Raw genomic sequence first — 13,364 nt, forward strand, 5'->3', positions numbered from 1 at the left:
AGGCGAAGGTCTTGCAAAGCTTGTGACCGTATCGCAGTTACCGAACTGAGCACTTACCCGGCTCAGCATGAGTAGCAACGTCACCAATCGTCGTTAATTAAGATGGCTGCTTTGTTCTTTCAGTAAACGAGCTTTACTACCTACAAGCAGCGGCTGACCATACCATGAGGGATTGACCATGAACTGCACCGAATTGAGCCAACAAGCCGACCGTATCGCTAGTACATTCAGCAAGCAGGACTTAGCTAAGCTGGTTCTCGCTCTGAAGGGCAATCGCGAGTCGCTCCAACACGCCGTTGAAGTTATTGATACCATCGATAGCCGTCTAGGTTACACCTTAGAAGAGGCGTGGGATGAGGTATTAGCGGGCGACTCTCAACTGCTCGTAGAAAACGAAGAGTAGTGCTTTCATTAGCGTGCACCACTATTATCTTGCAATGATTATTGCCCCCTCACGTTTGAGGGGGCATTTTTTAGAAAGCAAAGTAAATAAACGCTAATTGTTTATCCAATTAATTTAATTTATGAAAGCGCTGGTTAGTGATAACGACTGCCCATGGGGCATTAAAAATAACTTTGCGCCTAGGGTTTTTCGATAACTCTTTTTTCTATTCTTTCTTTATTGTCTTCAGCCTTATCTTGATCCGTTTTCACACAAAGTTAGCAATCCTCGATAGCTGACTTAGGCGGTCGAGATGTATCTCTATTCTGTTCAAAATACGCGTTAAAACGCTCTTCCGCCTCTTCGCCAAACAGTACTTTGCAAGCTTCTTTCAGCCCTTTTGATTGGCGTAGCTGTTCGTGCTGAACGACCAAAGAGACTTTTGCTCTCCGACGTAAGAAGTCCTCTAGCTGGGTAATCATTTCGTGATCCCTCGCATGCGCTAGCTCACAGCGAATGTACTCCGTACCTTCGATAAGAATATCGGCTTCAGAGGGGTCTTGACGGATCTCCTCCAGCATTCCCATTGCCTTTTCAGCATAGCGCCGCCACAAACGAGAAGAGAGTGGCTCAGAGGAGCTGTCAGCGGTCATGGCATCTAGGTTCATGCGCGCCGCTTGATCCATAAACTGTTGCTTGACGGGGAGGGGGGGCTCGCCGTACCACTGGAAGTTCGGGTCGCTGAGCGTAACGCCTAGCCTTGCTACGTCGTCGGCAATCTCATCGCCGACGTTGAGGCAGTCGGTAAGCTTGCCGCCAAAAATACTGATATGCGCGCTATCGGTGTTGGTATCGATAACATGCTTACGAGAGAGCTGTAAAAAATCACGATCATTACCCTGGTCAGCTTTAATGGCCAGCGGACGTACCCCGCACCGGGTAGAAATAATATCATCGGGCGTAAGGGGGTTTTTGAGGGTCAAGCGCGTATTGATGTTTTCAAGCACAAAAGCAATGTCGTCTGCGGTTACATCGACTTCTGGATGCTCCATGTGAGTGTCAGTGGTGCCAATACAGGTTCGGTTACCCATGGGGATGACAAAGAATAACCGCCCATCACTGGCGAAAAATGCCAAAACGCGCTTGATACGGGTTAATTGCGGAACAATTAAGTGAATACCTTTGGAGTACATGTGCTGGTGGGTTGTTTTTTGACCGGTTAATGCATTGTGCTGGTCCACCCACGGGCCGGCAGCGTTAATCAGCACTTTGGCGCGGATGGTAAAAGTGCTGCCGTCCATCACATTACGCGCTTTAGTCAGCCACCAATCGCCTTCACGTTCAGCACCCAGTGACTCCACATAGTTTGCGGCTGCTGCACCATAATCAAGAGCATGACGAACAAAATTAAACACAAAGCGGGCATCATTGTCGTGGAGGTAAGCGTCTGAGTACTCGAATCCGCCAACTGAACCTTCAACATTAATGATGGGCTCTTCCTGTTTGATTTTATTCGGCGACAGTAAGCGCGGTAACTTTGTAAACCCATTGCCCATTAGCCAGTAAAGCCACGTTCCCGCCCACAAGTAGCGTGGAGAGTGACGAAAACCTTTAGTAATGGTGGTAAGAAAACGTATCTCCTGCACGGTCGAAGGGTAGCTTTTAATCAGATGGTTTCTGCTCTTGCATAGCTTGCGCACCAGTGCAAAATCTTTGCTTTCCATGTACTTGATTCCTCCCCAAACTAAGTTTGAGGAGTGCATGCTGGTACTGCCTGCAAAATCACCACGATCAATAAGGGCAACTTTAGCGCCTTTGCCTGCTAGAGCAGCAGCAGTGGCAGCACCGTTGATGCCACCGCCGATAATTAGCGCGTCGAATTCTTCAGTGTGCAATTTCTCGATATTGCGGTTACGCAGTTTCATAGCGGTTCCAGTTAACAAAGAAAAAGCCCTGGGTTGACGGTCTCAATATGTGAATAGGCGAAAACGCCTGCTTGCCACTGATGAAACGCTGGAAGAGGCGGGCCGAAGCCCGCCTGGTAAGGATTAACGTGTACCTGCTTCCATCCACGCTTCCATCATTTCATCATAAGGAACGGTGGTGCCCTGAGGCATCTCATTGTCGAGCTTGGCTTTCGGAGAACCCTCCTGGTCAAGCCAGTATTGAGGGTCGCGTTCTTCATTTAGCACTGGCGCGTAGCTGTCGAAGACGTTGGCACGGGCCAAGCGGTGCATGGTGTTATCCATGTCAGCTGCTAGCTTATCCAAGCCTTCCTGAGGTGTGACCTCGCCACTCATGACCGGTGCCAGGTTTTGCCACCACAGCGGTGCCATACGTGGGTAGTCTGGTACGTTGGTGCCAGTAGGCGTCCAGTTGGATTCGTTCGGGCTGCGGTAAAACTCCACCAATCCCCCCAGTTTGGGGGCCATTTCGGTCATCTGCTCGGAGAAAATGTCAGACTCGCGAATTGGCGTTAGGCCAACCATCAGTTTTTCCAGCGACGTTGTTTTCGCCACGGTGAACTGGGCAAACAGCCAAGCGGCGCTGCGACGGTCTTCGGGGGTTGAGTCAAAGAAGGTCCAAGACCCTACGTCCTGGTAGCCCACTTTCATACCTTCTTCCCAGTAGGGGCCGGTGGGGGAAGGGGCCATGCGCCACAGCGGGTTACCTTCATCGTCGGTGACGGCAACCGATGGGTCGGTCATATCTGCAGTGAAGGCTGTGTACCAAAAGATCTGCTGAGCGATATGACCCTGTGCCGGAACCGGGCCCGCTTCACCAAAGGTCATGCCTTGCGCTTCTGGTGGCGCAAAGTCACGAAGCCAATCCACGGCTTTCTGCATCGCGAAAACCGACGCGGGTGAGTTCGTAGCACCACCACGGCTAACGCTTGCGCCCACCGGCTGGCTCTCTTCATTAACCCGGATGCCCCAATCATCGACTGGGTTACCGAAAGGTACGCCAGGACTGCCCATACCTGCCATGGAGAGCCAGGAGTCATGGAAGCGCCAGCCCAGCGACGGGTCGCGCCGACCGTAATCCATATGGCCGTAAACGCGAGTACCATCAATCTCGCCCACATGTTCCGTAAAGAATTCGGCAATATCTTCGTAGGCAGTCCAGTTGGTGGGTACGCCTAGGTCATAACCGTAAATCTCCCGAAACTGCTCTTGCAGGTCTTCACGCTGGAACCAGTCATAGCGGAACCAGTAGAGGTTGGCGAACTGCTGAGCAGGTAGCTGATAGATACTTCCATCAGGCCCCGTGGTGTATTGCAGGCCGATAAAATCATCCAAATCTAGTGTGGGGAGCGTAAGATCAGCCCACTCATTTTGCATTGCTTCGGACAAGTTGATGGTGGTGCCATAGCGAATATGGGTGCCGATAGAATCAGAGTCGTTGATATAGCCATCGTAGATGCTGTTACCAGACTGCATCTGGTTCTGCATCGTATCGACTAAGTCACCCTCGCCGATGATGTTATGCGTGAGGCTAATGCCGGTTAGCTCGCTAAAAGCTTCCGCCAAGACTTCACTTTCATAGACGTGGGTGGTTAAGCCTTCGGCTACCGTTTGAATGTCCATACCACGGAAGGGTTCGGCCGCTTGGGCAAACCAGAGAAGCTCTTCGATTTGCTCTTCACGACTTAGCGTAGAATTTTGGAAGTGCTCGTCTACCAAGCGCTCAGCAATTGCCCGTGCATCGTGGTCGTCGGCTAACAGCGTCCCCGATGCGAGCATAAAGCTAGCGGCGAGGGTGGTGAGTTGGAAAGGTATGTTACGCATGTGGACCTCGTTTTGTTGTGTTCTTCCTTGGTGTTGAGACCATCCTTGATACTTCCGTAACGCTGGGGGCATTTCGTTGCATTAGCCCCAGCGCATTAACACCAGCAGCCATACCGCTGATAGCGCTAGTGCAATCCAGATAGAGAGCGTTGTAAAACCGATAACGCCTAGGTGAATGAAGGCAGCCGATAGCAAGCCGATAAATAGCCGGTCACCACGGGTAGTGCTAATGGGTAAAAACCCTTTTCGCTCAATCGTGGGCGATAAAATTTCCCATAGCGTCATGCCGGCTAGCATGGCGGCAATTGATGAAAAGAACAGAGCTGTTGGAGTTGTCCATACCATCCAAGTCATAGCGGTGCTCCTTAGGTGCGGCCCAGGGCAAAGCCCTTGGCGATATGGTTACGAACGAAATAGACCACCAAAATACCCGGCACGATGGTGAGCACTCCAGCGGCTGCCAGCGTTCCCCAGTCAATGCCTGATGCGGTGGAAGTGCGGGTCATAATCATGCCAATCGGCTGAGCGCTAGTGGCAGTCAGCGTTCTCGCCAGCAGTAGCTCTACCCAAGAGAACATAAACAGGAAGAACAGCGTGACGCCGATGCCAGAGCGGATCATGGGAATAAAAATTTTGATAAAGAAGCGCGGAAAGCTGTAACCGTCTATGTAAGCCGTTTCGTCGATCTCTTTCGGCACGCTGCTCATAAAGCCCTCTAAAATCCAAATAGCCAGCGGGATATTAAACAGGCAGTGGGCCAGCGCTACGGCAATGTGGGTATCAAACAGGCCCACCGAGTAGTAGAGCTGGAAGTAGGGCAGGAGAAACACCGCAGGTGGCGCCATCAGGTTAGTGAGTAGCCAGAAAAATAGATGCTTATCGCCGATAAAACGGTAACGACTAAATGCATAAGCCGCCGGGAGTGCGACACAGATAGTGATGAACATGTTCATGGCGACGTACAGCATCGAATTGACGTAGCCCATGTACCAGCTTGAGTTGGTGAAAATACCGATATAGTTATCAAACGTTAGGTTTTGGGGCCACAGCGTCATGGAGCCCAGAATCTCGCTGTTGGTCTGCAGCGACATATTAATCAGCCAATAAATTGGCAGGATCATCAGGAACAGATACAGGCCTAATAGCGCCCGAGAACGCCATCGGCTGCGCGCATTCCGACGACGGCGCTGAGCAGGGGTCGTCTTGCTGAAAATGGTGTTGTACTTTTCACCTTGCTGAGAGTTTTCGAGATGGTACATATCATGCTCCCCCGTGCGGGTTCTTATCTTTTTGCATGTGCATGATGGTGGTGTAGAACACCCAACTCACCAGCAAAATGACCAAGAAATAGATAATCGAGAATGCCGCAGAAGGGCCTAAGTCTTGTTGACCGATGGCCATTGTGGCCAGCGATTGGCTCAAGAAAGTGGTTGAACTACCTGGGCCGCCGCCGGTAAGCACGAAGGGCTCGGCGTAAATCATGAACGAGTGCATAAAACGTAACAGCACCGCAATGACCAGCACATTGGTAAGCTTGGGAAGCTGGATGTAACGGAATACCGCCCATTTTGACGCGCGGTCGATGCGTGCGGCCTGATAGTAAGCTTCAGGGATTGAACGCAGGCCGCTATAGCAAAGCATGGCGACTAGCGGCGTCCAGTGCCAAACATCCATCAAGATAATCGTGGCCCAAGCATCACCAGCATTGCGGGTAATGTTGTAATTGATGCCAATCTCCCGCAGGCCCCATCCCATTAGGCCAATGTCGCCCCGTGTGAAAATTTGCCAAATGCTGCCCACAACGTTCCAGGGAATTAGCAGCGGCAGAGTGATTAAGATCAATACTGCTGATGCCTGCCAGCCGCGCTTGGGCATAATGAGTGCAATGCCGATACCCAAGGGCACCTGAATGGCCAAGATAGTCAGCGAAAAAAGGATTTGACGAACGAAGGCCGCACGAAGCGCTGAGTCGTTTAAGATGCTTTCAAACCACTCCGTGCCGGTAAAGAAGCGTGCATTGGGGCCTAGTACGTCTTGCACCGAGTAGTTGACGACCGTCATTAGCGGAATAAGGGCGGAGAATGCGACGAGAACCAGCATGGGAAGAACCAAAAGCCATGCACGGTTATTTTGCACTTTGTTATTCATGGCCGATCTCCACTAGATATTCGTCGATATAGAGAGCGATGTGTTGATTAGAAAACACTGCATAGGCAGCGTCACCTACCGGAGCGTGTCCTTCAGGTAGCCGTGCCTTGAAGAGTTGATCGTTCAGGGTGAAGCTCAACAGCGAGTAGGTGCCCAGATCCTGTAGGTTGACGACTTCGATGGGTACGCTGCCAGCAGCCTCTGGGGAGTTGCTGACCGTAATAAACTCCGGGCGAATTCCGAGCTTGATATTGCTGGAGCTAGCAGCCGCGACGCTACGATACATGGCTTGGCTGACGGGTAATGGCCGCTCGCCAAACATCACCTTTCCCGCTTGGTGGGTGACACTCATAAAATTCATACCTGGGCTACCAATAAAGTAGCCTACGAAGGTATGTGCCGGTTTTTCGAAGAGTTCCCGTGGCGTACCGAATTGCACCACCTGGCCGTCATACATCACCGCGATTTTATCGGCGAAGGTGGACGCCTCAAGCTGGTCGTGGGTGACATAGATCATGGTGATGTTAAAGCGCTCATGAATCTCTTTGAGCTTACGGCGCAGCTTCCACTTGAGTTGCGGGTCGATCACCGTTAGCGGTTCGTCAAACAGGATGGCGGAGACGTCGTCGCGCACCAGCCCGCGGCCCATGGAGACTTTTTGCTTTTCATCGGCAGTGAGATTTTTAGCTTTCCGCGAGAGCAGCGGCGTAAGGTCTAGAATATCGGCCACTTCACGTACTTTGGGATCTAGCCGATATTCAGGGGTATTCATGTTGCGAAGCGGGAAAGCCAAATTGTCATACACCGTCATAGTGTCGTAGATGACAGGGAACTGAAATACCTGAGCAATGTTGCGCTCTTCAGGAGGAAGTTCGTTAACCCGCTGCCCATCGAATAACACATCACCTTCTGAGGGTTCTAACAGGCCAGAGATAATATTGAGTAGCGTCGACTTACCGCAGCCGGAGGGGCCAAGCAATGCATAAGCACCGCCTTGATGCCAGACGTGGTCCATTTGGCGGATCGCATAATCGTCGCTTTCCGTCGGGGTTTTACTGTAACTATGGGCAAGTCCTTTAAGCGTAATTTCAGCCATTGACGGTGCCTCCTTGGCCTGCGGGCACGTGCACAGTGCTGCCCTGCTTATCGAAGGCGTAAAGCTGACGACTGGAGAAGTAAACCTTGATAGGCGCGTTGACGTGAAATTCGTGAATGCCAGCTAAATGAAGCACGAGTGGAAACCGCTTATGGCTAACATGTAAAAAGGTTTCAGATCCGCTGATTTCGGCGACGTCAACATTCACCGGCAGTTCTATATCGCTAGGTGATGTGGGCGAAAGGGTGATATGCGAGGCGCGTATCCCAAAATCATAGGTGCCTTTCGATAGGCTTTGTAAGTCATCGTCGCAGGGAAAGCTTAAAGAGGGGTCAAAGGAGATAGCCGCAGTGCTGAGGGTTCCCGGTACAATATTAATAGGCGGCTCTGAGAACATTTCGGCGCTATAACGGCTATTGGGTTGGCGGTAAACCTGGTCAGTAGGGCCGTACTGGAGAAGCTTACCCTCATGCAGTACTGCGGTATTGCCACCCAATGCTAGCGCTTCGTTAGGCTCCGTGGTGGCATAAACCGCAATGCAGTTGCGCTCTTGAAACAGCTCACGCAGCTCATCACGAAGCTCTTCTCTAAGCTTGTAGTCAAGGTTAACAAGCGGTTCATCGAATAAAATGAGATCAGCTTCTTTTACCAGGGCGCGGCCCATTGCAGTGCGTTGTTGTTGCCCGCCTGATAATTCCTGTGGGTACCTATCCAGCAGGTGCTCTATGCGAAGCATTTCAGCAATCTTACCGACGCGATGCTCAATCTCTTTTTCAGGGGTGTTGGCAAGCTTTAGGGGCGAAGCAATATTGTCGCGCACAGTGAGACTGGGATAGTTGATGAATTGCTGATAAACCATGGAGACGTTGCGTTTTCGAACGGAAACGCCCGTCACGTCTTTACCGTCCATGAAGATTTTGCCCTTAGAGGGCTGCTCCAAACCTGCCATTAGGCGCATTAGCGTGGTTTTGCCTGCTAATGTTCTCCCGAGTAGCACATTAAACGAACCTGGCTCTAGCTCAAGTTCTACACTACTAATATGAGGAACCCCGCCAACGACGTGGTCAATATGCTGTAGATATAAGGACATGCCGATCTCGCTAGCGTCATTGTTATTGGAAAAATGCTACTGAAAATCGTTATTGCTTGATGAGCGTGATGGTGGCTGTGGCGGTAGAATCTGCGCTGAGTTACTCAGTTTCCGCACATGAATTTTCAATAACGAAAGGCTAGTTGATCATTTTCGAACTTGCAACGCATTTTATGTGCTTATTTGGGCTTTTTAACTTATGTCTAATGCCATGCCAATGGCAGAAAAGATAAGAGCGTGATTGCCCGCGAGCGTTTGGCGAAGGGGATAGGCGGGAAGTTTTCGCTTTAGAAAGTGTCGAGAAATGCAGGGCACAAAAAAACCGGCCCTAAAAGAGGGCCGGTTAGAGGGCAGGCGAACGAGCTATTTAACGCTCATCTCCTCGCTTGTCGGCGTCGTGGCTGGGGCTGCGTTATGGTTAATCAGGGTTGATTTGTCCGTTGCAAATGCATCGTAAGCGAAGTCGTCTACGGTCAGCATTTCAAGCACTTCAGCTTCAAAAGTGCGCATAAACTGGGCATCTTCTTCGCTGATCAGGCTTTTCTCTAGAGCTGCTTCCACCCTTGCTTCTGGGTGAAGTGCCGTCTGCGGCAGCTCGCCTTTCGCGTAAGCCTTGTTTACCGTACGGTAGATTTTCTCTGCGCGCTCGTACTCAGCCAGTAGGGCATTGTAACGGGCTAGTGGGTTGCGCTCTGCACCATCATCCTGATCCCACGTGTTGGTAAGTAGTTTGGTGCGCAGGGCACTATGGCTAGAGACGCGCTGGGCAATATCCCGTGCTAGGTCGTCACTGGGTTTATCCCAACGGCGGCCTGTGGGCATTGTGACAGCGTTAAGCACTTTACCTAGCGCGCGATTTGGCAGGTTGTCGAAGATTTCGACAAAGGCCTGCTCAGCACGATGTAGCAAGAAACGGCAGCTGTAATGCAGAAGTGCTTCTTCACCTTCGACCTTATCGCCTGCTTGCCACTGCTTGAGCACCATGGAGGCTAGGTAAAGGTTAGAGAGTACGTCACCGAGGCGAGCAGAGAGCATTTCGCGCTTTTTCAGCTCAGAACCGAGGCTTGCCATAGCGGCATCGGCGCATAAGCCAAACGCAGCAGAGAGGCGGGCAATATCTTTTGCATAGATAGCAGCAGGGCCATCGAAAGGCACACTGGCTTTGCCCAGACCAAGCCCTAAGGTAAAGGCGCGTGCCGCATTACCAAAAATCAGGCCCGCGTGGCCAAAGAAGGCTTTATCAAACGCCTTAATGTCGTTGGCATCTTTCGCCGCTAGCTCGTCAAGGACGTAAGGGTGGCAGCGAATAGCGCCCTGACCAAAGATCATCAGGTTGCGGGTCATGATGTTCGCGCCTTCTACGGTAATCGCCACCGGATTCGCGCTGTAGCCAATGCCTAGATAGTTGCGCGGGCCAAGGGTAACCGCTTTACCACCGTGAACGTCCATCGCATCACTTAGCAGCACGCGCTGGAATTCAGTGAGCTGACTTTTCAAAATCGCTGACGGCACGGCGGGTTTTTCGCCATGATCAATCAGGTTAGCGGTTTGGTAAACCGTCGCCGCAGAGATATAAGCCAAGGAGGCCATGCGTGCTAATGGCTCTTGCACGCCTTCCATCTCGGCCACCGGCACGTTGAACTGACGGCGAACGCGAGTGAAACCACCGCTCCAGCCAAGTGCGTAACGCGCAGTCCCGGTTGCGCCGGAAGGCAGGGTGATGCAGCGGCCAATGGAGAGGCACTCCACCAGCATCCGCCAGCCTTGTCCAATCATATCCGGGCCGCCGATAATGGTGTCCAGCGGTACAAAGACGTCTTTTCCTTTGATCGGGCCGTTCATGAACGGGCTGCCGATAGGGTGGTGGCGCCGACCAATGTCCATGCCGTCGGTATCACGGGGAATCAGCGCTAGGGTAATGCCGCGATCTTCTTCTTCACCCAGCAGGTTTTCGGGGTCGAAAAGACGGAACGCTAAGCCTACTACGGTAGCGATAGGCGCTAGGGTGATCCAGCGCTTCTCAAAGTTGAGGCGAACGCCGACGACTTCTTCGCCGTTGATGACCTGTTTGCAGACCACACCGGTATCCGGTAGTGAGGTGGCATCAGAGCCAGCACGTGGGCCTGTTAAACCAAAGCAGGGAATTTCGCGGCCATCGGCCAGGCGGGGCAGGTAGTGATCTTTCTGCTCTTGGGTGCCGTACTTCAGCAACAGTTCACCTGGGCCGAGCGAGTTGGGTACGCCTACGGTCACCATCAGAGTTTCATTGGCGGAAAGCTTCTGTAGCACTGTGGACTGGGCTTTAGCGGAAAAACCTAAACCGCCGTACTCCTTCGGAATAATCATACCGAAGAAGCCCTCTTTCTTCAGAAAGTCCCAAAGCTCTTGGGGAAGGTCGGCGCGCTCTTTAGCGATATCCCAGGCGTTACACATGCCAGCGGCTTTTGCACACTGATTGTCGATAAACGCCTGTTCGTCTTCGCGCAGACCCTCATCTTTAAAGTCGAGCAGCTTGTTCCACTGCGGCTTACCCGAAAAAAGCTCGCCGTCCCAGGAGACGCTACCCGCTTCCAGCGCGGTGCGTTCTGTGGCAGATACTTTGGGTGCAACCTTTTTGAAGATAGCGAAAAGGCGCGGTGTGAGCCACTTGCTACGCAGCGCAGGCAGACCCGCAGCCGCCACTACGGCGGCGCCAATCAGTAGTATGGTACCAGTAACCGGCGCGTCGAATAACACGCCGATAAGACCGAGAACGCCAAGGACAGCGAGCGCTGGCGTCGCGCCCGCTTCCCGACGCATCACGATGAGCAAGCCGACAACGGCAAGCACAATAAGCAGTAGGGTTAGCATATAACCTCTCCGTGGGTTGTTAATTTGCGTTTTGTTAATTGATAGTGCATTTAAACAGATGTTTGAATTCTGGCAGACTCTCGCTGTTCAGTGCAAGCCTTTCGCGTGTTTGCCGCAGCCATAAACCCATCGCTCTGAGAGTGCTGCTACAACTTCCTGGGCTACTGTAGCGGCTGTTCTCAGCCGCTCGTTTTAACGCTGCGTTTAACCACTACTGTAGCGTATGGGGGACGGGGATGTTCTCTGTGCGATGTACTAGGTGCGATGTATACGCATAAAAAAACGCCACAGCGATGTGCTATGGCGTTTTGAGTCATTCTTTCAAAGTAAAGTTCAGTACTGTTTTGCGGGTGCTCCGTTAGCGACGTAGTACTCAGCGTTAGCTCGTGGCAGCGGCTCGCGGCCACGAATGCGGTCGGCGATTTTTTCCGCCAGCATGATGGTGGGGGCGTTCAAGTTGCCGGTGGGAATCACTGGGAACAGCGACGCATCCACGACGCGAAGCCCTTCGAGGCCATGCACGCGGCCTTGGGCATCGGTGACAGCCATTTCACCTTCACCCATGCGGCAGCTGCCACAGGGGTGGTAGGCGGTTTCGGCGTGCTGTTTAACGAAGCTGTCGAGTTCTTCGTCGCTTTGCACGTTAGGGCCCGGCGCAATCTCGCGACCTCGGTATTGATCGAAGGCCGGTTGAGCGATGATCTCGCGGGTCAAACGAATCGCATCGCGGAACTCTTCCCAGTCTTTCTCTTTGGCCATGTAGTTGAACAGAATGCTCGGTGCAGCGTGGGGGTCTTTGGACGTCAGACGAATACGGCCACGACTTTCTGAACGCATGGAACCGACGTGTGCCTGGAACCCGTGAGCTTGAACTGCACTCTTACCGTTATAGCTAATGGCAATGGGCAGAAAGTGGTACTGCAGGTTGGGCCACTCCTCCTCGTCACGGCTGCGGATAAAGCCGCAGGACTCAAACTGGTTGCTGGCGCCCACGCCGGTGCCCTTAAATAACCACTCAGCACCGATTTTCGGCTGGTTGTACCACTTCAGCGCCGGGTAGAGCGAAATAGGCTCTTTGCACTCGTACTGAATATACATTTCCAGATGGTCTTGCAGGTTTTCACCCACGCCGGGTAGCTCGTGTACCACGGGAATACCCAGCTCTTTCAGCCACTCAGGGTTACCGACGCCAGAGCGCTGGAGAATTTGCGGTGAGGCAATCGCGCCACCGCACAGCAGCACCTCGCGACGTGCGCGAGCTTGCTGGGGCTGGCCTTTTTGCTCGTAGCGCACGCCAACCGCGCGTTTACCATCAAATTCGATCACATCGGTGACGGCATGGGTTTCGATAGTGAGATTGCTGCGTTGTTTGGCGGTATCCAGGTAACCCCGGGCGGTAGAGGCGCGGCGACCGTTGGGCGTCACGAAACGGTCCATGGGGCCGAAACCTTCTTGCTGGTAGCCGTTAACGTCGTCGGTTTCTGGATAGCCTGCTTGCTTGCCCGCTTCAATAAAGGTGCGGTAAAGCGGATTATTGCCCGCTTTGGGCGTTGTGACGCTTACTGGGCCATCACCACCGTGGTAATCGTTCGGGCCGATATCGCGGGTTTCGCACTTTTTGAAGTAGGGCAGGCAGTTTAAGTAGTCCCACTCCTCCAGGCCAGGCTGTTTGGCCCAGTTGTCGTAATCTAGCGCGTTCCCGCGGATGTAGCACATGCCGTTGATGAGCGAGGAGCCGCCGAGGCCTTTGCCCCGGCCACACTCCATGCGGCGGTTGTCCATGTGCGGTTCGGGGTCCGTTTCAAACGCCCAGTTGTAGCGCTTACCCTGCAGCGGGTAGGCCAGGGCGGCGGGCATCTGGGTACGAAAGTCAAAGCGGTAATCTGGGCCGCCTGCTTCTAACAGCAGTACGCTGACGTTGCTGTCTTCGGTTAGGCGCGTAGCCAGCACGTTACCTGCTGATCCAGCACCGATAATAATGTAGTCAAATTCACGTGATTGAGACATGGG

General features: G+C 52.7%; 10 protein-coding genes. 1 reads left to right on the top strand and 9 read right to left on the bottom strand.

What is annotated here, in order from left to right; genetic code table 11:
- Positions 1–178: 178 nt before the first annotated feature.
- A complete protein-coding gene (locus LOS15_RS05070; protein ID WP_009095610.1) occupies positions 179–403 on the top strand; it encodes a hypothetical protein in 225 nt (74 codons plus the stop codon).
- Positions 404–660: 257 nt separating this feature from the next.
- Here the strand turns inward: LOS15_RS05070 and LOS15_RS05075 are convergent, their stop codons facing one another.
- The 9 genes from LOS15_RS05075 to betA all read right to left on the bottom strand — a co-directional run bounded on the left by LOS15_RS05075 (position 661) and on the right by betA (position 13,361).
- Positions 661–2,307: a glycerol-3-phosphate dehydrogenase/oxidase gene (locus LOS15_RS05075; RefSeq protein ID WP_263068557.1), complete on the bottom strand. Its 1,647-nt coding sequence runs from the start codon at positions 2,305–2,307 to the stop codon at positions 661–663.
- Positions 2,308–2,430: 123 nt separating this feature from the next.
- Positions 2,431–4,170, bottom strand: coding sequence for an ABC transporter substrate-binding protein (locus LOS15_RS05080; RefSeq protein ID WP_263068559.1), 1,740 nt, complete (start codon positions 4,168–4,170; stop codon positions 2,431–2,433).
- An 81-nt stretch (positions 4,171–4,251) separates the two neighbouring features.
- Complete coding sequence (locus LOS15_RS05085) at positions 4,252–4,524, bottom strand: DUF2160 domain-containing protein (RefSeq protein WP_009095618.1); 273 nt, start codon at positions 4,522–4,524, stop codon at positions 4,252–4,254.
- Between the two features lie 11 nt (positions 4,525–4,535).
- Entirely contained in the window at positions 4,536–5,429 is an 894-nt protein-coding gene (locus tag LOS15_RS05090) for a carbohydrate ABC transporter permease (protein ID WP_263068560.1), read from the bottom strand.
- A 1-nt stretch (position 5,430) separates the two neighbouring features.
- Entirely contained in the window at positions 5,431–6,318 is an 888-nt protein-coding gene (locus tag LOS15_RS05095; RefSeq protein WP_263068561.1) for a carbohydrate ABC transporter permease, read from the bottom strand.
- Entirely contained in the window at positions 6,311–7,414 is a 1,104-nt protein-coding gene (locus tag LOS15_RS05100; protein ID WP_263068562.1) for an ABC transporter ATP-binding protein, read from the bottom strand. The genes LOS15_RS05095 and LOS15_RS05100 overlap by 8 nt, the downstream gene beginning before the upstream one ends.
- Complete coding sequence (locus tag LOS15_RS05105) at positions 7,407–8,504, bottom strand: ABC transporter ATP-binding protein (RefSeq protein ID WP_263068563.1); 1,098 nt, start codon at positions 8,502–8,504, stop codon at positions 7,407–7,409. The genes LOS15_RS05100 and LOS15_RS05105 overlap by 8 nt, the downstream gene beginning before the upstream one ends.
- 363 nt (positions 8,505–8,867) lie before the next feature.
- Positions 8,868–11,354, bottom strand: a complete 2,487-nt coding sequence (locus tag LOS15_RS05110; protein ID WP_263068565.1) for an acyl-CoA dehydrogenase — start codon at positions 11,352–11,354, stop codon at positions 8,868–8,870.
- 333 nt (positions 11,355–11,687) lie between these two features.
- The gene (gene betA / locus LOS15_RS05115) at positions 11,688–13,361 is read right to left on the bottom strand and encodes a choline dehydrogenase (protein WP_263068566.1); all 1,674 of its coding nucleotides are present in this window, start codon (positions 13,359–13,361) and stop codon (positions 11,688–11,690) included.
- Positions 13,362–13,364 lie beyond the last annotated feature (3 nt).

Origin of the sequence: Halomonas sp. 7T (genome assembly GCF_025643255.1) — a bacterium.
Lineage (GTDB): Bacteria > Pseudomonadota > Gammaproteobacteria > Pseudomonadales > Halomonadaceae > Vreelandella.

Excerpts from the sequence above, each read along its gene's own strand:
- LOS15_RS05090 (WP_263068560.1), bottom strand. The coding sequence starts at position 5,429 with ATGTACCATCTCGAAAACTCTCAGCAAGGTGAAAAGTACAACACCATT.
- LOS15_RS05080 (WP_263068559.1), bottom strand. The coding sequence starts at position 4,170 with ATGCGTAACATACCTTTCCAACTCACCACCCTCGCCGCTAGCTTTATG.
- LOS15_RS05105 (WP_263068563.1), bottom strand. The coding sequence starts at position 8,504 with ATGTCCTTATATCTACAGCATATTGACCACGTCGTTGGCGGGGTTCCT.
- LOS15_RS05110 (WP_263068565.1), bottom strand. The coding sequence starts at position 11,354 with ATGCTAACCCTACTGCTTATTGTGCTTGCCGTTGTCGGCTTGCTCATC.
- LOS15_RS05100 (WP_263068562.1), bottom strand. The coding sequence starts at position 7,414 with ATGGCTGAAATTACGCTTAAAGGACTTGCCCATAGTTACAGTAAAACC.
- LOS15_RS05070 (WP_009095610.1), top strand. The coding sequence starts at position 179 with ATGAACTGCACCGAATTGAGCCAACAAGCCGACCGTATCGCTAGTACA.
- LOS15_RS05095 (WP_263068561.1), bottom strand. The coding sequence starts at position 6,318 with ATGAATAACAAAGTGCAAAATAACCGTGCATGGCTTTTGGTTCTTCCC.
- LOS15_RS05075 (WP_263068557.1), bottom strand. The coding sequence starts at position 2,307 with ATGAAACTGCGTAACCGCAATATCGAGAAATTGCACACTGAAGAATTC.
- betA (WP_263068566.1), bottom strand. The coding sequence starts at position 13,361 with ATGTCTCAATCACGTGAATTTGACTACATTATTATCGGTGCTGGATCA.
- LOS15_RS05085 (WP_009095618.1), bottom strand. The coding sequence starts at position 4,524 with ATGACTTGGATGGTATGGACAACTCCAACAGCTCTGTTCTTTTCATCA.